Source organism: Chenggangzhangella methanolivorans, from assembly GCF_042648545.1.
Lineage (GTDB): Bacteria > Pseudomonadota > Alphaproteobacteria > Rhizobiales > Methylopilaceae > Methylopila > Methylopila methanolivorans.
In genome coordinates, this window is sequence record NZ_JBHRXS010000006.1 from 1,084,827 (window position 1) to 1,105,305 (window position 20,479).

The following is a 20,479-nucleotide window of genomic DNA, read 5'->3' on the forward strand; positions in this document are numbered from 1 at the left end:
CGACCCCTGCCTGAGCGTTGGTTGGAAACCTGACAGAAGCTAGACCAAAGTCGCAAGCCCGCCCCGCCACACGTTTCCGCATGGCTGTCCCGCGCCGCCTGCGAAAGACGAGGGGTCAGTCGTTCTGAAGGACGCGGTCGGCGGGGCTTAGCCAGCCAAGGTCGGAACGGGCCTGTTCGTCAAGAAGATCGGGGTCGAGACGCTCGGACGTCATCAGGTCGATGCGGTGTTCGACGGAGGAGCGCTCCGCCTTCACTTCTGCGAGACGGGTCTCGAGCTTGGCGATCTCCTCCTGCATCGCCTTGCTGGCGACGAGGCCGTGAGCGCCCACATAGGCCTGCTGCCCGAAATACGTCACCGCTCCCGCGGCGACGATCCAGAGCGCGAGCTGGGCGGCGACCATGCGCCATTTGGTCCGGACGATCATGGGACGAGCATGCGTCCGACATGGTTTCCAAACCGTTTAGAGGCGCCGTCAGCCAGCCCCGATCTGCGCCTTCACTTTCTCGGCGAGGCGCTGGATCGTGGCCGCCGGCCCGGCCTTGGCGGGCGTCTCGGCGGCGGGCGCGAGCGAGGTCATCGGCTGGTCCGGCCCCTCGTCCTCGATGCGCAGGCCCGCGCGGGTCACGCGGCCTTCGTCGACCGCCCGCACGATGAGCGTCGCCGGTCCGAGCTCGAGCAGGTCGCCGACCGCCGGCTCGTTCTCGAACCGCGCGGAGAACACTTCGGCGACCGTCAGTCCGGCCTCCTCCGCGTCGACGCCGAGGCCGTAGAGCTCGACCAGCGTCGCGAGCGGGGTTTCGCCGCGCATCGGGAACTCGCCGAGCGACGGACGCGCCCTGCCCGCTTCGGTCGACGCGAACAGTCCGTCGAGTTCGGAGACGCGTTCGGGCTCGGTGAGAAAGTAGCCGTAATCCCCGGGCTTCAGCGCGCCGGCCTGGAGCGGATCGAGAATCCGGTCGTCGCGCACCACGAAGACCGGCTTCGCCCATTTCGGCACCGAATCGCGGTTGAGGATCGGGCAGTGCGGCGTGACCACGTAGCCGACCATCTCCTGCGACAGCTGGCCCGGCAGATCGATCTCGACGCGGTGGACGCTTCGCGTCATCTGGCGCACGGCGAGATGGAGGCGCTTCGCCAGCGGCGTGATGGTCCAGCCCTGGACGATCAGCGAGACGATCACCACCACGAAGGCGACGTTGAAATAGATCTCGGCGTTCGGGACCTTGGCGAGCGTCGGGATCGCCGCGAGAAAGATCGAAACGGCGCCGCGCAGGCCGACCCAGCCGACGAACGCGATCTCCTTCCGCGAAAAACCGAACGGCAGCAGGCAGAGCGCGACGGCGACCGGACGCGCGACGAAGATCAGCACGACCGAGATCGCCAGCGCCGGCAGGATGGAGGAGATCATGGTGGAGGGCGTCACCAGCAGCCCCAGCACCATGAACATCACGATCTGGCAGAGCCACGTCACCGTGTCGTGGAACGCGATGATCGACGGCAGAGCGCGCACCGGCCGGTTGCCGACGATGATGCCCGCCAGATAGACGGCGAGGAAACCCGAGCCGTGCAGGACCGCGGTGAGCGAGAACAGCGCCACCACGAACGCCACGACGAACAGCGGGTGGAGGCCCGACGGCAGGTCGACGCGATTCAGCATGAAGGCGAGCGCGAATCCCCCCGCGACGCCCGCGAGGCCGCCGATCAGCGCCTCTTGGAGGAAGTGGCCGACGATCGCCCCGGTCGTATGGCCTGCGGCCGACGTCACGAGCCCGACGAGCAGCACGGTGAGGAACACCGCGACCGGATCGTTGGTGCTCGATTCAATTTCGAGGGTCGCCCCGACGCGGCGCTGAAGCTGCAGGCCGCTCGCCCGGATGAGGAAGAACACCGCGGCCGCGTCGGTGGAGGCGATGGTCGCGCCGATCAGCAGTCCCTCGATCCAGCGCAAGCCCAACGCCCAGGCGGCGAAGGCGCCGATCAGTCCTGCGGTGATGAGCACGCCGACGGTCGCAAGGCTCACCGCCGGCCAGAGCGCTCCTGCCAGATGCGATATCCGCGTCCTGAGCCCGCCGTCGAACAGGATAATGGCGAGCGCGATCGACCCGATCAGGTAGGTCACACGGTAGTTGTCGAACGCGATGCCGCCGGGGCCGTCTTCGCCAGACAGCATGCCGATCAGCAGGAAGACGAGCAGCAGAGGCGCGCCGAACCGCGACGCCACGAGCGACGACAGGATTCCCACGAGCATCAGCGCCGCGCCGAACAGCAGGATGGCGTTGACGACCGCGATGTTTTCCATGCCCGCCCGATTGGAGACGAGGCGACGACAGGAGAGCGCCCGCGGTTCCCCTCGCGGTCGTCGTCCGAGCGCCGAAGCCTCAGAGAGATCGATCGAATTTCGTGGACGATTGGCGCGATATCAAGGCGGCGTGAGCCGCGCGTGAGCGCTACTTTGGCCGATGCAGGACGCCCAAGAGGCGTCCATCCGGCCCATCGAAGCGAGAATTGGTCGCGTTCGGAACGACCCGGCGGACCGCGCGGCCGTCATTCCGGCCGCAGAGACGGACTCCAGACGCGCTGGCGGCGCGGCTTCGTTCGCGATCGTCGATTTCCTGGATTCCGGATCAAGCCCGAGCTGGAGGTCGGCGTGCCCACGCCCTTTGGCCTCAGCCCTTGGGAAACTCCAGCCCCATCTCGCGATAGCGCTCCGGGTCGTCGGCCCAGTTCTCGCGCACCTTCACGAACAGGAAGAGATGGACGTCCGTCTCCGCGATCTCCGAGATCTCCTTGCGGGCCTCCATGGAGATCTGCTTCACGGTCTGGCCGCCCTTCCCGATCACGATGCGCTTCTGGCTCTCGCGTTCGACATAGATGGTCTGCTCGACGCGCGCCGAGCCGTCGGCGCGGACCTCCCACTTCTCCGTCTCGACCGTGGAGGCGTAGGGAAGTTCGTCATGGAGCCGCGCGAACAGCTTCTCGCGGGTGATTTCGGCCGCGAGCGCGCGCAGCGGCAGGTCCGAGACGTCGTCGGCCGGATAGAGCCAGGGCCCGGCCGGCATCTCGTCGGCGAGATAGGCGGGCAGGTCCGAGACGCCGGACCCGGTCTTGGCCGAGATCATGAACACCCGGTCGAACGAGACGCGCGCCGCCGCCTCCTGCGCGATCGCCAGCAGCTTCTCGCGGTCGATCATGTCGATCTTGTTGAGGATCAGGATCTTGCGCTGGGGGGCGCCCGCGAGCTTGTCGAGGATCGCGAGGTTGTCGTCGTCGAGGCCCTTCCGCACGTCGATCAGCAACGCGATCACGTCGGCGTCGGTCGCTCCGCCCCAGGCGGTCGAGACCATGGCGCGGTCGAGCCGGCGCTTGGGCGCGAAGATGCCGGGGGTGTCGACGAAGACGATCTGCGCGTCCTTCTCGATCACGAGGCCGCGGATCAGCGCCCGAGTCGTCTGCACCTTGTGGCTGACGATCGAGACCTTCACGCCGACGAGCCGGTTGACCAGCGTCGACTTGCCCGCGTTCGGCGCGCCCACGAGGGCGACGTAGCCGCAGCGGGTCGTCGCCTCAGGCGTGTCGGGCGTCTCGGTTTCAGTCATGGTTCGCGACGCCTTCGCGCTGGAGGAGAGCTTCGGCGGCCGCTTGCTCGGCCGCGCGTTTCGAACGGCCCGAACCTTCGACCTCTTCGGCGCCGTCGACCAGGACGACGACGCGAAACTGCGGATTGTGGTCGGGCCCCGAGCGCGCGACCTCGCGATAGACGGGCGGCGGCAGACCGCGCCCCTGGGCCCATTCCTGAAGCTCGGTCTTGGCGTCGCGCAGCGGACGACGCGGCGCCAGCAGACGTTCGCGCCAGAACCGCTCCACGAGGTCCGCGGCGGCGGGAAACCCTGCGTCGAGATAGACCGCGCCGATGACCGACTCGCAGACGTCGGAGAGGATCGCCGCCTTGCGGCGCCCGCCAGAACTCGCCTCGCCCGCGCCGAGCCGGATGTAGGGGCCGAGATCCATCGCCTGCGCCACCTCGGCGCATGTCTCGGCGCGCACGAGCTCGGCGAGGCGCCGGGACATCTCGCCCTCGTCGGCGGTCGGATAGGTCTCCATCAGCAGCGAAGCGATCGCAAGGCCCAGAACGCGGTCGCCGAGGAATTCGAGCCGCTGATAGCTGCCGAGCCGCCCTTCCTTCGAGGTCGCGCCCGAAATATGCGTCAAAGCGCGGTCGAGCAGGGACTTGTCGGCAAAGTCGTGGCCAAGCCGGTTTTCGAGGAGGCCGTCCGTGACCGGACGGCGCTTCATTCGAGCAAGGTCCCGATCCTCGACCAGCGGACCGACCACGGCCACTTCCAGAACGCCCAGGCGGCCTCGCCGCGCTCGACCGAGAAGAACAGCATCTCGGCGCGGCCGACGAGGTTCTCCATCGGCACGAAGCCCACCGCCGACTGCACGCGGCTGTCGGTGGAGTTGTCGCGGTTGTCGCCCATCATGAAGAGATGGCCGGGCGGCACCTCATAGACCGGCGTGTTGTCGAGGAAGCCGTTCTTGTCCATGTCGAGGACTTCGTATTTCCGCCCGTTGTCGAGCGTCTCCTCGAAGCGCGGAATGTGGCGCGCCGCGCCCCCGGTGCCCTCGATGTAGTCCTGCGGCAGCCGGACCTTGGGAACCGGCTTCTCGTTGATGATCAGCTGGCCGTCGACCATCTGGATGCGATCGCCGGGCAGGCCGATCACGCGCTTGATGTAGTCGGTCCAGCCGTCGCCCGGCACCCAGACCTTGAACACCGCGATGTCGCCGCGCTCGGGAACCGCGCCCATGACGCGGCCCGAAAAGATCTTCGGGCTGAACGGCAGCGAATGGTGGCTGTAGCCGTAGGAGAACTTGTTCACGAACAGGTAGTCGCCGACGAGGAGGGTGTCCTCCATCGAGCCGGACGGGATGTTGAACGGCTGGAAGATCAGCGTCCGGATCACCACCGCGATGATCAGCGCCTGCGCGCAGATCTTCACGATCTCGGCGAAGCCGCCTTCGGACTGGCCCTTCTTGTCGGTGGTCGCGCTCATTCCAGTCCTGTCCGAAAGACGCCGCGGCGAGAGGAGCGGCAGGCGCGTGATAGCCCCGGGCGCGGCCGCTGGCAAACGGCGCCCGTCCGCCTCACGTCACGCGCTCGCCTTGGGAACCGCGCTGATGATGACCACGGCGGAGGCGAGCGGCGGCTCGTCCGTCAAAGTGAGGTCGATCCGGGCTTCGTATCCCTCCGGCGTCATCCGGTCGAGATGCTCCTTGGCGCCGCCCGTCAGCGTCAGGGTCGGGCGTCCAGAGGGCAGGTTCGTCACGCCCATGTCGCGCCAGAAGGTGCCGGCGCGAAAACCGGTGCCGAGCGCCTTGGCGCAGGCCTCCTTGGCGGCGAAGCGCTTGGCCAGCGTGTTGGCGGGCTCGGCCTTGGCGAAGGCGCGCTTGCGTTCGGTCTCGGTGAACACGCGCTGGAGAAACCGGTCGCCGAAGCGCTCCAGCGTCTGCTCGATGCGCCGGATGTCGCAGAGATCGTTGCCGAGACCGAGAATCATGCCGCCGCCTTTCGCCTGCCGCGCGCGATCGCGGCCTTCATGAGCCGGATCGTCTCGGGAAACCCGACGGCGAGCGCCTCTCCCACCAAATAGTGGCCGATGTTGAGTTCTGCGATCTCGGGCAGCGCGGAGATCGTCTCGGCGCTGGCGTAGTCGAGCCCGTGGCCGGCATGGACCTCGAGACCGAGCGCGGAAGCGCGGCGGGCGCCTTCGGCGAGTCGGTCGAACTCGCGGGCGGCTTCGTCGGCGCGGCCATGCGCGATCGCCTCGCACCAGGTGCCGGTGTGGAGCTCGACCACCGGCGCGCCCATGGCGGCTGAAGCCTCGAGCGTCGCCGCGTCGGCCTCGACGAACAGCGACACGCGGACGCCCGCGGCCACGAGTTCGCGCACGGCCGGCTCCAGGTGCCTCCGCTGGCCGACGACGTCGAGCCCGCCCTCGGTCGTGCGCTCCTCGCGCTTCTCTGGCACGAGGCAGGCGGCGTGAGGCTGACGCCTGAGCGCGATGGCGACCATCTCGTCGGTGGCCGCCATTTCGAAATTGAGCGGCCTATCGATCTCGGCCATCAGGCGCTCGATGTCGGCGTCGCGGATGTGGCGACGATCCTCTCGGAGATGCGCCGTGATGCCGTCCGCGCCGGCCGCGATCGCGAGCTTGGCGATCGCCACGGGATCCGGATGGACGCCGCCGCGCGCGTTCCGGACGGTCGCGACGTGGTCGACATTGACGCCGAGGCGGATGATTTGGGCCATGGCCTTCACCACTGTGCTGCGTGCTTCGAGACGCGCCTTTGGCGCTCCTCAGCATGAGAGGCGTTTCGAGTGTCCCAATCGGTCCTCATGCTGAGGAGCCGTCCGTAGGCCGGCGTCTCGAAGCACGCAATTCCTCGTTCGGCCCTCAGCCGTTCACCCGCTCGGCGTTCGACACGACCGGCGTCTGCCTCAGATCCGCGATGATCGCGCTCAGGTGCTTGGAGTCGAACACCCCGAGGTCGAAGACGATGTCGTGAAAGTCGGGCGAGTGCGAGACCATGCGCACGTCGTCGATGTTCGCCTCGTAGTTCGAGATGATCCCGGCGATGAGCGCGAGCGAGCCCGGCTCGTTCATCGACGTCACGGTGACGCGCACGGGAAACCGCTCCCTCCGACCGAAATCCACGTCCCAGCGGACGTCGAGCCAGCGCTCGGGCTGATCGTCGAAGGCCTTCAGCGCCGGCGACTGGATCGGATAGATCGTGATGCCGGCGCCCGGATCCAGAATGCCGACGATGCGGTCGCCCGGCACCGCGCCGCCGTCGGGCGCGAAGCGCACCGGCAGGTCGCCGCGAAGACCGCGGATCGGGATCGAGGGGAGAAAGCCGTCCGCGGGCTCGCCGTTCGGCGCCTTGAAACGCAGCGAGCCGGCGTGCTCCAGCCCGAACCATCCGTTCGACGGCGCGCCGATCGTCGGCGACCGCTCGTCCTTCACCTCCGGATGGACGGCGCGCACGACGTCGTTGGAATGCATCTCGCCGCGGCCGACAGCCGCCAGCACGTCGTCGACGCTGCTGCGCGCGAGGCGATGGAGCGACGTCCGCAGCTTCTCCTCGACGAAGGGCTGCCCGGCCCGATCGAAGGCGCGCTGGACGATCTGGCGGCCGAGGCCGGCATATTGCGCCCGAACCGCTGAACGCGTCGCGCGGCGGATCGCGGCTCGCGCCTTGCCGGTCACCACCACCGCCTCCCAGGCGGCCGGAGGCGTCTGGGCTTCCGAGCGGATGATCTCGACTTCGTCGCCGTTCGAGAGCGGCTGGACGAGCGACTCGGTCTTGCCGTTGATCTTGGCGCCGACGCACTGGTTGCCGACGCTGGTGTGGACCGCATAGGCGAAGTCGATCGGGGTCGCGCCGCGCGGCAGCGCGATCAGGCGGCCTTTCGGCGTGAAGCAGAACACTTGGTCGGAGAACAGCTCGAGCTTGGTGTGCTCGAGGAACTCCTCCGGGTTGTCGCCCTCGGCGAGCAGCTCCACGGTGCGCCGCAGCCAGCCATAGGCGCGGCTCTCGCGCGCAAGCCCCTCGACGTCGCCGCCAAGCCCGTCCTTGTAGAGCGCATGGGCCGCGATGCCGTATTCGGCGAAGCGGTGCATCGCCTCGGTGCGGATCTGGAGTTCGACGCGCTGGTGCTCGGGACCGACGATCGTGGTGTGGATCGAGCGGTAGTCGTTCTCCTTGGGCGTCGAGATGTAGTCCTTGAAGCGCCCGGGCACGGTCGGCCAGCCGCTGTGCAGCGCGCCGAGCGCGCGGTAGCAGTCCGGCACGTCCTTCACGATCACGCGGAAGGCGAACACGTCCGAGAGCTGCTCGAAGGCGACGGACTTGCGCTCCATCTTGCGCCAGATCGAATAGGGCTTCTTGGCGCGGCCCGTGATCTGCGCCTCGACGCGCTGGTCGGCGAAGCGCTTCTCGAACGCCGTCTTGATCTCCTCGATCGATTCGGCGCTGCGGGAGGCGAGCCGGTTCAGCCGCGACACGATGGTGTCGAAGGCTTCCGGAAAGAGCGTGCGGAAGCAGATGTCCTCGAGCTCGTCGCGCAGCGCCTGCATGCCCATGCGGCCGGCGAGCGGCGCATAGAGGTCGAGCGTCTCCTGCGCGATCCGGGCGCGCTTGGCCGGCGGCACGAAATGGAGCGTGCGCATGTTGTGGAGGCGGTCGGCGAGCTTCACCAACAGCACGCGCACGTCGGCCGCGATCGCAAGCAGCAGGCGCCGCAGGTTCTCGGCCTGCGCGGCTTCCTTGGTGACGAGGTCGAGCTTCTTGAGCTTGGTCAGCCCCTCGACCAGCGCCCCGATCTGTTCGCCGAACAGCGCGTCAATCTCGGCGCGGGTGGCGTCGGTGTCCTCGATCGTGTCGTGGAGGAGCGCTGCGACGATCGTGGAGTCGTCGAGACGCAGGTCGGTCAGGATCGCGGCGACTTCGAGCGGATGGGAGAAATACGGGTCGCCAGAGGCCCGGGTCTGCGCGCCATGGGCCTTCATCGCGTAGACGTAGCCGCGGTTGAGCAGCGCCTCGTCGGCGTTGGGATTGTACGCCTTGACGCGTTCGACGAGCTCGTACTGCCGCATCATGTCGTGAAGACTGGCGCTCCTCTCGGGAGCGTGAGGCTCCCCGGCCGAATATCGCGGCGATCATCGCGCCGCACAAGATTCGCGAACGCTTCAAAAAGCGAAACGCCGCCGCGGCGGTCCGCGACGGCGTTCGAATCTGCGGCTCAGTTAAGAGCGGCTTACTCGTCGTCGTCGGTCTCGGCCGGCGGCACGAGACCTTCGAGGCCGCGCAGAAGGTCTTCTTCCGTCATGCGGTCGAAGGCGACGTCGCCGGCGTCGTCCGACGCGCCGGCGGAGCCGGCGAGCGCCGGAACAACCTCGGCCTCGGGCTCGTCGACTTCGACGTACTTCTGCAGCGAATGGATCAGATCCTCGCGCAGATCATCCGGAACGACGGTCTGTTCGGCGATCTCGCGAAGCGCGACGACGGGATTCTTGTCGTTGTCGCGGTCGATGGTGATGGGCTGGCCGGAGGAGATCAGCCGGGCGCGGTGCCCTGCGAGCAGAACGAGGTCGAAGCGGTTCTCGACCTTGTCGATGCAATCCTCGACGGTGACGCGGGCCATGGGGGCCTCCGCTGTTGTGTGAGTTCGACGGTTCGGAAACGAGCGCGGTCTTTACCGCGGGACCGATCTCGTGGCAAGGACCGGGCGTAATGCTCCGCGCGGACGTGGAGCGGCCATTCGGCCTTTATTCGCAACGGCTTTCAGATCTGCGTCTTCGTCGGTTGCGGCGGGTTTCAAGCAAGGGATGTTTCAAGCGATGTTTTATTCGGACGAACGGCTCGGCCTCTTCATCGACGGCGCCAACCTCTACGCCACGGCCCGCGGCGTGGGCTTCGACATCGACTTCCGCCGGCTTCTCCGCGAATTCCAGGGCCGCGGCTATCTCATTCGCGCCTATTACTACACCGCGCTCAGCGAGGACCTCGAGGTCTCGACCATCCGCCCGCTGATCGATTGGCTCGACTACAACGGCTACACCGTGGTGACCAAGCCCACCAAGGAGTTCACCGACAGCCAGGGCCGGCGCAAGGTGAAGGGCAATCTCGACATCGAACTCGCGATCGACGCGCTCGAGATCGCCGAGAAGATCGACCACATGGTGCTGTTTTCCGGCGACGGCGACTTCACGCCGCTGGTCGCCGCCATGCAGCGCAAGGGGGTGCGCGTCACCGTCGTCTCGACCGTGACGACCCAGCCGGCGATGATCGCCGACGACCTGCGCCGCCGCGCCGACCACTTCCTCGACCTCGCCGACCTCGCCTCCAAGGTCGGCCGTGACCCGGCCGAGCGCGCCGCCCGCGAGGCGAGGCGCGCCGCCGCCGTCGACACCACGCCGGAACCTTGATCTCCGCCGCCACCGCGCCGGCCGAGCCGCCGCGGGACTGCCCGCTCTGCCCTCGCCTCGTCGCGTTCCGAGAGGAGCAGCGGGCCAAGCACGCCGACTGGCACAATGCGCCCGTCCCGTCCTTCGGGCCGGTCTCCGCAAAGCTTCTGATCGTCGGTCTCGCCCCGGGCCTTCAGGGCGCGAACCGGACCGGTCGTCCCTTCACGGGCGACTGGGCCGGCGACCTGCTCTACGCGACGCTGCTGAAGTTCGGATTCGCCGAAGGGGTCTATGACGAGCGGCCCGACGACGGCCTGGCGCTCGTCGGCGCGCGCGTCACCAACGCGGTGCGCTGCGTGCCGCCGCAGAACAAGCCCGAGACCAGGGAGATCGCGACCTGCCGGCCGTATCTGACGTCGGAGATCGAGGCGCTCGGTCACGGCGCCGCGGTGGTCGCGCTCGGGCGCATTGCGCATGACAGCCTCTGCCGGACGCTCGGCGTCGCGCTCAAGGCCGCGCCGTTCGCCCACGGGGCGCGCCACGCGCTCGGCGCTGTGACGCTCTTCGACAGCTATCACTGCTCCCGCTACAACACGAACACCGGCGTGCTCACCACCGAGATGTTCGAGTCGGTGTTCGCGAGCGTCCGGGCGTATGTGGACGCGCGCTAGCGATCGAGCTCGGCGGCCGCGATCTCGGCCATGGTCAGGTCGATCGCCTCGGCCTCGCCGTCCTCGACCATCCAGACGGCCGAGAGGCCGAACCACGCCAGCGCCCACATGAGCAGGCGCGTCCGATCGAGATCCGCGGCCTCCGCGACGACGTCGGCCTGACGGGCGAGGCGACCCGGCGTCTGCGCCGTATCCGGATCCGGGTTGCGCAACAGGTTCGCGAAGTCGAAGCCGCGTTCGCCCAGAAGCCCCTTGGGATCGATCGCAAGCCAGCCGCGCGGGCCGAAATCCAGCACGTTGCCGTGGTGAAGGTCGCCATGAAGCGCGACCATGTCCTTGGGCTCAGCAAGCAGTTCGCACGCGGTCTCCGCGCAGCGGACAAGCAAGCCGCCGTGGCTGTCGGCGACCGAAAACAGAGAGCGGAACCAGACGTCGAGAGGCGTCAGTCCTGCAGGCGGATCCTCGCGGCGGCCGTGAAGCGCTTCGGCCGCGCCGCAGATCACCCGCGTGGCCTCGTCGTCGTCTCCGCCGCGCGCCATCGCCGCGAGGGAACGCTCGCCAGCCGCGCGCTCGAGCAGCAAGACGTCGCCCTCATGGGCCAACACCTTCGCGGCCCCCTGCCCGCCCCACCACGCCATCACCTCGGCGCCGAAGCGTTCTTCCGGCGAATGGCTGATCTTGAGAATCGCCGCCTCGCCGGCGGCGGTGTGGACGGGCTGGAGGAAACTGGTGCGGGTCGCCAGCAGGTCGCCGTCGGGGGCCAGGCCCCATCTGTCGAGCGCGCCGCGAAGCCTTCCGGCGAGCGGCTCGTCGCTCACCCGCGATCGCGCATGATGCGCGCCTTGTCGCGGTTCCAGGTCTTTTCCTTGTCGGCCTGCCGCTTGTCGTGGAGCTGCTTGCCGCGCGCTAGCGCGATCTCGACCTTGGCGCGGCCGTGGTCGTCGAAATAGATCTTCAGCGGCACCACCGTCATGCCGTCACGGGTCACGGCCCCCGATAGCTTGTTGATCTGGCTCTCGTGCAGCAACAGCTTCCGAGGCCGGCGAACCTCGTGGTTGAAGCGGTTGGCCTGCAAATATTCCGGAATGTAGGAGTTGTAGAGGAAGAACTCTCCGCCGTATTCGCCGGCGTACGACTCCCCGATCGTCGCCTTGCCTTGGCGCAGCGACTTCACCTCTGTGCCGACAAGCACGATGCCGGCCTCTATCGTGTCGCCGATCTCGTAGTTGTGGCGCGCCTTGCGGTTGTCGGCGACGATCTTGTAGCGGGGATTGGGATTCTTCGAGCTCATGAAGGTCTAGATCTGGCTGAGCGGCGAGCCGTTCAAGCCCGCTCCGCCACCATGATGCGTGGCTCCTCCTGAAGGAGGCCGGCGTGCAGAAGCGCGGCGCGCACCTTGGCGCGGCTCGCGTCCGAGATCGGCACGAGCGGAAGCCGCATCTCCTCGCCGCAGCGGCCGAGCATCGCGAGCGCGGCCTTCGCGGGTCCCGGATTGGCCTCGCAGAACAGGTCGATGTGCAGCGGCAGCAGCCGGTCCTGATAAGCGAGCGCGGCGCGGTAGTCGCCGGCGATGCAGGCTTCCTGGAACGCCGCGCACTGCGCCGGGGCGACGTTGGAGGCGACCGAAATGGTGCCATGGCCGCCATGGGCCATGAAGCCGATGGCGCTCGCGTCCTCGCCGGAAAGCTGAATGAAGTCCGGCCCCATCGCGGCGCGCTGCTGGCTGACGCGCACGACGTTGGCGGTCGCGTCCTTCACGCCGACGATGTTCTTGATCTCGTAAAGCCGCGCCATGGTGTCGACCGACATGTCGATCACCGAGCGGCCCGGGATGTTGTAAATGATGATCGGCAGCGCGGTCGCCTCGGCGATCGCGGTGTAGTGCGCGATCAGGCCCGCCTGGGTCGGCTTGTTGTAGTAGGGCGTCACGACCAGCAGGCCGTCGGCGCCGTCCTTCTCCGCCTGACGCGCGAGCGCGATCGCCTCGCGGGTGGAGTTGGAGCCCGCGCCGGCGATCACAGGCACGCGGCCCCTCGCCTCCTCCACGCACCAGCGCACGACGGAATTGTGCTCGTCGTGGCTCAGCGTCGGGCTCTCGCCCGTGGTGCCGACCGGCACGAGGCCGTGCGTGCCTTCGGCGATCTGCCAGTCGACCAGCCGGCGGAACGCGGCCTCGTCGAGCTTGCCGTCCTTGAAGGGCGTGACGAGCGCGGTGATGGAGCCGTGAAAGATCGGTTGGGTCATGACGAGACGCTTTAACGTGTCGGGCGCGGTTTTGCGCCTTGGCGCAGCAGACGCGCGGAAAGGTGATCGCGCTCGCCATGCCGGCGCCGCGGTCGGCCGGTCTTGATAGACCCGCTCGCGCGCAAGTGAAAGCCCGCCGTCCGTCGGAGGCGGTCTTAGCGGGCGTCGTGTTCTCTCGGTTAGCGTTTCGTAAAGCCGGCATGGCGAAACTGAGGCCAGTTCCCGAGTCCCTCGCCCGGTCCCTCCCGCCGGTCGCTCAGCCGAAGCCGAGAGCCATGCCCCTTTTGAGCTTTCTCCTTCGCGGCGTGGCCGCAGTCGCGCTGTTGTCGACGGCGTCCACCGCCTTCGCGGCGTCCGTCGGCGGCAAGCCCGAGCCTCTGACCGAGGAGCGGTTCATCCCCGCGGTCGAGGGCGACAGCGACCAGCTTTCCGCCGACACGATGAAGTCGGCCGGCATGGTGCTCGCCTATGACGCGACCGCGACCGGCTCGATCTCCACCTCGTCACGCGCCGCCCCGACGGCGTCGGTGTCGGCCAACGACGTCGCGCTGGTGCGCGCGGCGATCTCGGCCTTCGAGCGCGGCGACACCTCCGGCGCGATGGCCGTGAAGTCGCAGCTGGCCGATCCTGGCGCGATGGCGCTGGTCGACTGGCTGGGCGTGCGGCTCGCTTCGCGGCAGGTCGGCTTCAGCCGCATCGACGCCTTCTATCGCGCCCATCGCGACTGGCCGATGGCGAGCTGGGTCCGCCGCCGCGCCGAAGAGGCGCTCTGGCTCGAAAACGTGTCGCCCTCGACCGTGCGCGGCTTCTTCGCCGCCAACGGCAAGCCCGAGCGGCCCGAAGGGCGCCTGGCGCTCGCACGCGCGCTGCTCGCGAGCGGCGACAAGGCGTCCGCCGCCGCCGTCGCCCGCGAGGCGTGGCGCCGCGACGCGCTCGACGGGTCGCTTGAAGCCCAGGCTCTCCAGACCTTCGGCTCGCTGCTCAGCGCTTCGGACCACCGCGCCCGCGCCGAAGGCCGCTTCCTCGCTGACGAGATCGACGCCGGCATGCGCGCCGCCAACCGCGTGGGCGGCTCCTATCTCGCGATCGCCAAGGCGCGCGCGGCGGTGATACGCAAGAACCCCTCAGCCGGCGCGCTGATCGCGGCTGTGCCGAGCGGCGCGCGGTCCGACCCCGGCTTCCTGTTCACGGTGGCGAAGTTCAACCGCCGCGCCGACAAGCCCCGCGAGGCAGCCGCCGCGCTGAACGCCGCGCCGCGCGGCGCCGCCCTCGTCGACGCCGACGCCTGGTCGATCGAGCGCCGCGTGGTCGCCCGCGACCTGCTCGACAACGGCGACGCCAAACTCGCCTACCAGACCCTCGCACGCGACGACGCCGAGAACGACAGCGACAAGATCGAGACCGACATGCTTGCGGGCTTCATCGCCCTGCGCGCGCTCGGCGACGCCAAGACCGCCTACAAGCACTTCACCGCCGTCCATAAGGAAGCCACGATCCCGGGCACCACCTCGCGCGCGCTCTATTGGCAGGGCCGCTGCCTGGAGGCGATGGGCGACACCGCCTCGGCCCGCGGCGCCTATGAGCGGGCGGCGCGCTACGTCACCAGCTACTACGGCCAGATCTCCCGCGCGCGTCTTGGCCTGTCCGACCTGCCGATCCGCTCGCTGCCGCAGCCGAGCGCGACCGACCGCGCCACCTTCGGATCGCGCCTCTCGGTCCGCGCCATCGATCTTCTCTACCGCGCAGACCAAAAGGAGCTCGCGCTGCCGCTCGCCGGCGCGCTCGCCGAAGACCTCAAGAACCCCGGCGAGGTCGTGCTGCTCGGCGCGCTCACCCAGAAATACAAGGATCCGCGCGCGACCCTCGTGGTCGGCAAGGCGGCGCTGAAGAACGGCTTCCCGATGGACGCCCTCGCCTATCCGACGAGCGGCATTCCGAGCTTCAAGGCGGTGGGGCCCGCGATCGAGACGCCCGTCGTGCACGCGATCGCCCGGCAGGAAAGCGCGTTCAACCCGAAGGCGGTGAGCCACGCCAACGCGCGCGGCCTGCTCCAGCTTCTGCCGGGCACGGCGGCCAAGACCGCAAAGGCCGCCGGCCTGCCCTTCGACGCCAAGCGCCTGACCACCGACGCCGCGTTCAACGCGCAGCTCGGCGCGGCCCATCTCGGCGAGCTCGCCGAGAAGTATGACGGCTCCTACGTCATGGTGTTCGCCGCCTACAACGCGGGTCCCGCGCGCGTCCTCGAATGGACGCAGCGCTACGGCGACCCGCGCAAGGCCGAGGTCGATCCGGTCGACTGGGTCGAGCGCATTCCCTTCGCCGAGACGCGCAACTACGTGCAGCGCGTCATGGAGAACACCCAGATCTACCGCACCCGCCTCAACGGCCGGACCGCGCTGCTGATCGAGCGCGACATGGCGCGCGGCGCACACCGGTGACCGACTCGGTCGTTTCGACCGAGGATCGCTTCGTCACAGTCCCGGACGGGCTCAAGCTTCACGTCCGGGACTGGCGGCCTGCCGCCCATCGCGGCGCGCCGGTCGTCTGTCTCCCAGGACTTGCGCGCACGCTCGACGACTTCGTCTTGCTCGCCGAGCGGCTCTCCGCGCAGGGACGCCGCGTGATCGCGATCTCGGCGCGCGGCCGGGGTCTCTCCGAACGCGATCCGGATCCCGCGCGCTACCAGCTCAAGACCGAATCGGAAGACGTCCTGGCGACGCTCGACGCGATAGGCGTCGACGCGGCGCATGTCGTCGGAACCTCACGCGGCGGACTGCACGCGATGACCATCGCGGCCTTGCGGCCGAGCGCTCTGCGTTCGGTCGTTCTCAACGACATCGGGCCAGTGGTTGAGACCGAAGGCCTCAAGCGCATCCGCGAGGGCCTCGCCCGCCATCAGGCTCCACGCGACTTCGCCCACGGCGCAAGACTGCTCGCCATGGCCTATGCGGAGCGCTTTCCGGCGCTGACGGCGCAAGATTTCGACCGCTGGGCCCGCCGCGCCTGGCGGAGCGCCCCGACAGGTCTCGAACCGGCCTGCGATCCCGCGCTCATGCGAATCTTCGAGGGCGTCGACCTCGATCGCCCCACGCCGGCGATCTGGCCGGTGTTCGATCTGCTGGCCGGCGTTCCGCTGATGGTCGTGCGCGGCGAACACTCGGACATCCTGAGCGCAGAGACGGTGCGGGCGATGACGGAACGCCGGCCGCTGACCGTCGTCACGACGCCCGGACAGGGCCACGCGCCGCTGCTGGAGGACGAGCCGACGATGTCGGCCATCGCGCGCTTTCTCGACGAGGCCGACCCAGCCTGACGCAAAAGCCCCGCCGGAGCGGGGCTTTCGTCAAGATCGGCGGCCGGCGCCGAGGCTCAGAAGGCCACCTGCGTGCGGACGCCGAGCACCGTCGCGTTCTTGATTCTCCGCGTCGGATCATTGGGCCGCGGATCGCCGCCGCCCGGCCGCACGATGTACTGGGCGAACGGCTGAACCTTCAGCCACGGCGCGACCGCGGCCTGATAGGACGCCTCGAAGGCGAACTCGGACGACCGCACCGGCGTGCCCGGAACGTCGCGGTTGGCGCGCTGGGCGGTCTTGCTGATGTGGGCGTAGGCGGCCGCGATCCCGAAGACGTCGTCGGGACGGCCGGGCGTGAAGCCCTTCGCGTTGAAGCCGGCGTCGAAATAGTAGTCGATCAGGTTCCGGTTGGCCTGCGGGGCGAACACCGCGCGGGCGAAGACCGACAGACTCTGCGCGGGCGCCGGCGAAGGATCCTTGAGATCCCCCCCTCCGCCGCTCTGCCAGATGGTCTGGTCGATGACGCCGTAAAGCGCATAAGAGCCTTCCCGGTTCACGCCGGTGCGCAGGTCCGCGAAGTCCATCGAATTGTACCAGGCGCCGATCTTGTAGGCGCCCGGCAGTCCGCCGCCCTCGCCCGCATTGGCGTAGATCAGTTCGCCGATGGCGAAGGCGCCCGGGCTGAACGGGAAGTCGGTGTTGTGCTTGTTCTTGAGATCACGGCCGGCCGGATCGCCGGTGTAGACGCCGGCCTGGAACGACCAGGCGTCGTTGAACTTGACGAGGGCGTGGGCGCCCGGCGTCGGCACCGGATAGGCCGGGCCGCCAGACGGAAGATCGGTCCCGTTGAGCCCCGGCCAGCCGAAGGTCGAGTTCACGAACAGGCCGGCGGTGTCGCTGGTCGCGAAGTCGCCGTCGGCCGCGAGCTGGCCGACCTTGATCTCGAGATGGTCGTCGAGAAGCTTCTGCTTGAGATAGACCTCGCCGAGGCGGATCGCGGGCGTCGCCTCGATGTTCGAGATCGTCAGGAGGTTGCCGATCTCGCCGGTAGTGAGTCCTTTGCCGTCGATGAAATAAGAGCCGACGTAGATCTCGCCGCCGGTCCAGCCGACGAGCTTCTCCATATCCAGCGTAAGGCCGAGCTGCAGAAGGCCCGAATAGGCCTCGCCGCGCCGGATGCCGCCCGAAGGGTTGAACGAGGTGTCGGCCGTAAAGCTCGCGTCGAACTGGACGCCCTGTTCGAGCAGCTTGGTGCGCCCGCCGCCCCAATCGCCCGTCAGCGCCTCGCGCTCGGAGAGATCGCCCGCATAGTTCGGCGGCGCGTCCTCGGCGCGCACGCCGAGAGCTCCCGCTGCGACGAGGGTGAGCGCTGCGGCGGCGGACAGGAGACCTGCGCGCGACGAGGCTTTCTGCATGTGTTCGATCCCCCGATCGACAGAGGTCCGCAGCGACAGATGCGGAGCATGGCTGGTGCCGATCCGTCGAGCGCAGGGCGCGCCAAGACCGGATCCGAGCAGAGAAGAAAAGATAACGGTTCCGTGACCGGCTCGAAAGCGTCGAGCGACCGCCCGCAGGCGATTGGCCGACGCTGTGGCTTATGGATCTTTTCTAAACCGGAAGGACGCCAGTCCTTAAAACGAAAAAGGCCCCGGCGAACCGGGGCCTTTCCGTTTGAGCGTTGATCGTGAAGGACGATCAGAAGTCGCGCTGGACGCGGAGACGGCCGATGAAGGCGTCCTTGTCCTTCGGGCCGGTGTAGCCGACGTCGGCCTTCTTGAGGTTCTTCACGTAGACGACTTCGCCGCCGATATCGAGCTTCTTGACCGGCGACCAGACCAGGTTGCCGGTGATCGTGCCGGCCTTCCAGTCGTCGGCGATGCCGGCGTTGGCGACCGCGTTGTTGTACTTCACCTGGGCGTAGCTGGCCTGCAGGGTCGAGCGCCACTTCGGCGACCAGTAGTGCAGCACGCCGAGGTTGGCGTTGAAGACCTGGGTCTTCTGGACCTTGCCGTTCACGCCCACCCAATCGAAGATCGGCTGGAAGTTGTTGACGATGTTCTGGGTCTGGCCCGAGCCGATGTTGTTGTCGGTCAAGCCGTTGTACGAGACGCCCGCGCCGTCGGTGTAGGCGGCCTGCGCCCAGATGAAGTCGCCCTTGGCGTCAGAGGTGTTAGCGGTCGGCAGGTTCAGCTTGACGCCGCCCTGAACGCCCCAGCCCCACTCCTTGTCCGTGCCGGCGAGCGAGCCGACCGGAACGAGGCGGTTTTCGCTGCCCGGCTCGATGCGGTGCAGAACGCCCGAGAGCTGAGCCTCGCCCCAGCCCTGCTTGACGCGCAGGTTGGCGACGATGTCCGGGATCTGCTGGCCGGCGTTGTTGAGCGAGTCGTTGGTGCTGAAGTAGCGGGCGGTCTTGTCTTCGAGCGAGACGCTCGCCGAGAAGTCGCCGACCTTCATCGTGTAGGCCAGAACCGCGAGGGTGCGGTCCGAGATGAAGGGGTTCTGGAAGGTGGTGTAGGGCTTGAAGTCCCAGAAGGAGTCCGTGACACCGGCGGTCAGGCCGGCGAACTGCACGAAGGCCTGGTCGAACAGCGCGTCGTCGCCGAAGTTGGCGTTCTGGATCTGCGCGCGGCGGTCAGTGGTGTTGGCGGTGCCGGTCTCGCGCTGGAACTGCAGGCGGACGAAGGTGCGGAGCGCGCCATACTCGGTGTCGGTGCGGGCGTCGAACCAAACGCGAGCGCGGACGCGGTAACCGGTCTGGTTGAACTCGTCCTTCTTGTTGGTGAGGTTCGGACGGTCGAGCACTTCGCCCGAGGTCATTTCGAGGCGGGCGAAGCCGCCGATCTGGAGGCAGGTCTCGGTGCCCGGGATGTAGAAGAAGCCCGTGCTGCCCTTGATGTCGCAGACCTTGACGTAGTCGACGGGCTCGGCGCCCGGAAGGTCAGCCGCGTTCGCGACGCCCGTCATGGTGACGAGAGCGGCGGCCGAACCGAGCACCAGGCTCTTGACCAGTTTCATTAGGAAGTCCTCCAAACCCCGTTCGGCGGGCGCAAACACCCAGCCTTCGCCGGCCCGACCGGCGTGACATAAAATTCGGTGATGACCGCCGATCCCCCGACGATCGCGACTCTCTGGCCGAGGCCCCGTGTCGCAGGACGACCATATTCGTGGCGGCGCCCGGCGCAAGCGAGATCACGATTGTGACGGTTCCAAATCCGACCTTTGGATCCCGCTGTGGCTGGAATGCCACTCAAATGTTGGCCTTCTGCCTGAAAAGCGAGCCGGCGCACCGCCGCTTTTGTGTCACCGCAAGAAGATCGCGCGCGCCACAATTGCCCGGCGGGCCGGACTGCTTCGCCTTATTTCGGAAACCTGACGGTCGGCCTGTCGCGCTGGCTGCCCGCGCGACGGAAGGGTAAGGACCGGGCGCACGCCGCGCGAAGAGATCCCGCCATGCCAGACATCGACCGTCCCGAAGCGCCGGGTGAAGAGCGCTCCGCAAGCAAGGCCGCCTTTCTCGGCAGCCTGCTCGCGTTTCTGTCGCTCGTGGCGCTGTCGGTCATCGGGGTCGGGCACGCCCGCACGATCGAAGGGGCGGCGAACGCTCAATACTGGATCGTCGTGGCGGGGATCGCCGCAGCGCTTGCGTTTGTCACGACGGCGCTCGCTCGAACCCGCGCACGAGGGCGGACGGGCGAGACGCTCCGGCGGGTCGCGGTTCCCCTGGCGACCCTGTGGCTCGTCATATTCCTCTGGGAGACCGCGGCGGTCGGCGCCGGCGCCTTCCCTGGACCGTTCGAGCTCGGCTGGGCGGCCTGGAAGGGATAAGCGTCACGGCGATTCGTCCGATTGTCGGCCGCCGCCTGCTCTGCTAGGCCTCGCTCATTCGCTTCGGCTCCCGCAAGGGACGAAGAGGGAATCCGGTGGGAGGACATGCGCCTCGAGTCCGGAGCTGCCCCCGCAACTGTGAGCGGCGAGCGGCGCGTCGACTTTGGCCACTGGGCTTTCGACCCGGGAAGGCCGGCGCGCATGCTGCGACCCGCAAGCCAGGAGACCTGCCGGACGAGCAACCCCAAGGGCCCTCGGTGGGAGGGCCAAGCGAGGCAGACATGTCGAACGTCACCGCAAACTCCTCGAGCGCCGCGGATCTTGCGCCCGCCCGCCTCGCGCCGATCCTGTCGGCTTTCCTCCTCGGCGTGGTGGTGATCGCCGGAGCCGGATTCGCTTCGGTCCCCGCGCTGCACAACGCTGCGCACGACCAGCGCCACTCGATCGGCTTCCCCTGCCACTAAGGGGCAAGT

Annotated in this window: 21 protein-coding genes and 1 riboswitch; of the genes, 7 read left to right on the forward strand and 14 right to left on the reverse strand. The window is 68.2% G+C overall.

Going from position 1 to position 20,479, the window contains the following annotated elements; translation table 11 throughout:
- Positions 1-115: 115 nt before the first annotated feature.
- From ACFOWB_RS16635 to rpoZ, 9 genes are all read right to left on the reverse strand, one after another.
- A complete protein-coding gene (locus tag ACFOWB_RS16635) occupies positions 116-427 on the reverse strand; it encodes an FtsB family cell division protein (protein WP_261403266.1) in 312 nt (103 codons plus the stop codon).
- Positions 428-475: 48 nt separating this feature from the next.
- Positions 476-2,302: a potassium/proton antiporter gene (locus tag ACFOWB_RS16640; RefSeq protein WP_261403267.1), complete on the reverse strand. Its 1,827-nt coding sequence runs from the start codon at positions 2,300-2,302 to the stop codon at positions 476-478.
- Positions 2,303-2,669: 367 nt separating this feature from the next.
- On the reverse strand, positions 2,670-3,599 hold the full coding sequence (gene era, locus ACFOWB_RS16645; protein ID WP_378148376.1) for a GTPase Era: 930 nt from the start codon (positions 3,597-3,599) through the stop codon (positions 2,670-2,672).
- Entirely contained in the window at positions 3,592-4,296 is a 705-nt protein-coding gene (rnc, locus tag ACFOWB_RS16650; protein WP_378148378.1) for a ribonuclease III, read from the reverse strand. Before rnc ends, era begins: the two co-directional genes overlap by 8 nt.
- Positions 4,293-5,057, reverse strand: a complete 765-nt coding sequence (lepB, locus tag ACFOWB_RS16655) for a signal peptidase I (RefSeq protein WP_261403268.1) — start codon at positions 5,055-5,057, stop codon at positions 4,293-4,295. Before lepB ends, rnc begins: the two co-directional genes overlap by 4 nt.
- Positions 5,058-5,153: 96 nt before the next feature.
- Entirely contained in the window at positions 5,154-5,561 is a 408-nt protein-coding gene (gene acpS, locus ACFOWB_RS16660; protein ID WP_261403269.1) for a holo-ACP synthase, read from the reverse strand.
- On the reverse strand, positions 5,558-6,313 hold the full coding sequence (locus ACFOWB_RS16665; protein WP_378148381.1) for a pyridoxine 5'-phosphate synthase: 756 nt from the start codon (positions 6,311-6,313) through the stop codon (positions 5,558-5,560). Before ACFOWB_RS16665 ends, acpS begins: the two co-directional genes overlap by 4 nt.
- 145 nt (positions 6,314-6,458) lie before the next feature.
- Entirely contained in the window at positions 6,459-8,663 is a 2,205-nt protein-coding gene (locus ACFOWB_RS16670) for a RelA/SpoT family protein (RefSeq protein WP_378148383.1), read from the reverse strand.
- 158 nt (positions 8,664-8,821) lie between these two features.
- A complete protein-coding gene (gene rpoZ, locus ACFOWB_RS16675) occupies positions 8,822-9,208 on the reverse strand; it encodes a DNA-directed RNA polymerase subunit omega (protein WP_261403270.1) in 387 nt (128 codons plus the stop codon).
- A 196-nt stretch (positions 9,209-9,404) separates the two neighbouring features.
- Between rpoZ and ACFOWB_RS16680 the strand changes: the two genes are divergently transcribed.
- Together ACFOWB_RS16680 and ACFOWB_RS16685 are read left to right on the forward strand one after the other, a co-directional pair.
- Positions 9,405-9,992: a LabA-like NYN domain-containing protein gene (locus ACFOWB_RS16680; protein ID WP_261403271.1), complete on the forward strand. Its 588-nt coding sequence runs from the start codon at positions 9,405-9,407 to the stop codon at positions 9,990-9,992.
- Complete coding sequence (locus tag ACFOWB_RS16685) at positions 9,989-10,642, forward strand: uracil-DNA glycosylase (RefSeq protein WP_261403272.1); 654 nt, start codon at positions 9,989-9,991, stop codon at positions 10,640-10,642. The genes ACFOWB_RS16680 and ACFOWB_RS16685 overlap by 4 nt, the downstream gene beginning before the upstream one ends.
- Here the strand turns inward: ACFOWB_RS16685 and ACFOWB_RS16690 are convergent.
- The 3 genes from ACFOWB_RS16690 to dapA are packed head-to-tail and all read right to left on the reverse strand — an operon-like array spanning position 10,639 to position 12,886.
- A complete protein-coding gene (locus ACFOWB_RS16690; protein ID WP_261403273.1) occupies positions 10,639-11,460 on the reverse strand; it encodes an aminoglycoside phosphotransferase family protein in 822 nt (273 codons plus the stop codon). The two genes, ACFOWB_RS16685 and ACFOWB_RS16690, sit on opposite strands and share 4 nt — an antisense overlap.
- Positions 11,457-11,933, reverse strand: a complete 477-nt coding sequence (gene smpB / locus ACFOWB_RS16695; RefSeq protein WP_261403274.1) for an SsrA-binding protein SmpB — start codon at positions 11,931-11,933, stop codon at positions 11,457-11,459. Before smpB ends, ACFOWB_RS16690 begins: the two co-directional genes overlap by 4 nt.
- Before the next feature lie 32 nt (positions 11,934-11,965).
- Positions 11,966-12,886, reverse strand: a complete 921-nt coding sequence (gene dapA, locus ACFOWB_RS16700; RefSeq protein WP_261403275.1) for a 4-hydroxy-tetrahydrodipicolinate synthase — start codon at positions 12,884-12,886, stop codon at positions 11,966-11,968.
- 275 nt (positions 12,887-13,161) lie between these two features.
- On the opposite strand from dapA, the gene ACFOWB_RS16705 reads away from it, so the two are divergent.
- Together ACFOWB_RS16705 and ACFOWB_RS16710 are read left to right on the forward strand one after the other, a co-directional pair.
- Positions 13,162-15,324 (forward strand): lytic transglycosylase domain-containing protein, encoded by a 2,163-nt coding sequence (locus tag ACFOWB_RS16705; RefSeq protein ID WP_261403276.1) that lies wholly within the window; start codon positions 13,162-13,164, stop codon positions 15,322-15,324.
- The gene (locus tag ACFOWB_RS16710) at positions 15,321-16,199 is read left to right on the forward strand and encodes an alpha/beta fold hydrolase (RefSeq protein WP_261403277.1); all 879 of its coding nucleotides are present in this window, start codon (positions 15,321-15,323) and stop codon (positions 16,197-16,199) included. Before ACFOWB_RS16705 ends, ACFOWB_RS16710 begins: the two co-directional genes overlap by 4 nt.
- Before the next feature lie 56 nt (positions 16,200-16,255).
- On the opposite strand, the gene ACFOWB_RS16715 is transcribed toward ACFOWB_RS16710, so the two are convergent.
- Together ACFOWB_RS16715 and ACFOWB_RS16720 are read right to left on the reverse strand one after the other, a co-directional pair.
- Positions 16,256-17,596 (reverse strand): carbohydrate porin, encoded by a 1,341-nt coding sequence (locus tag ACFOWB_RS16715; RefSeq protein ID WP_261403278.1) that lies wholly within the window; start codon positions 17,594-17,596, stop codon positions 16,256-16,258.
- A gap of 280 nt (positions 17,597-17,876) precedes the next feature.
- Positions 17,877-19,196 carry a porin gene (locus ACFOWB_RS16720; RefSeq protein WP_261403279.1) on the reverse strand — a complete coding sequence of 440 codons (1,320 nt, stop codon included), beginning with the start codon at positions 19,194-19,196 and terminating at the stop codon, positions 17,877-17,879.
- A 127-nt stretch (positions 19,197-19,323) separates the two neighbouring features.
- Here ACFOWB_RS16720 and ACFOWB_RS16725 point away from each other — a divergent pair, with 127 nt between their 5' ends.
- The 3 genes from ACFOWB_RS16725 to ACFOWB_RS16735 all read left to right on the forward strand — a co-directional run bounded on the left by ACFOWB_RS16725 (position 19,324) and on the right by ACFOWB_RS16735 (position 20,470).
- Positions 19,324-19,554, forward strand: a complete 231-nt coding sequence (locus ACFOWB_RS16725; protein WP_261403280.1) for a hypothetical protein — start codon at positions 19,324-19,326, stop codon at positions 19,552-19,554.
- Positions 19,555-19,631: 77 nt separating this feature from the next.
- Positions 19,632-20,006, forward strand: coding sequence for a hypothetical protein (locus tag ACFOWB_RS16730; protein ID WP_261403281.1), 375 nt, complete (start codon positions 19,632-19,634; stop codon positions 20,004-20,006).
- Positions 20,007-20,056: 50 nt separating this feature from the next.
- Positions 20,057-20,255, forward strand: a riboswitch (cobalamin riboswitch).
- 32 nt (positions 20,256-20,287) lie between these two features.
- Entirely contained in the window at positions 20,288-20,470 is a 183-nt protein-coding gene (locus ACFOWB_RS16735; protein ID WP_261403282.1) for a CbtB domain-containing protein, read from the forward strand.
- Positions 20,471-20,479: the final 9 nt, after the last annotated feature.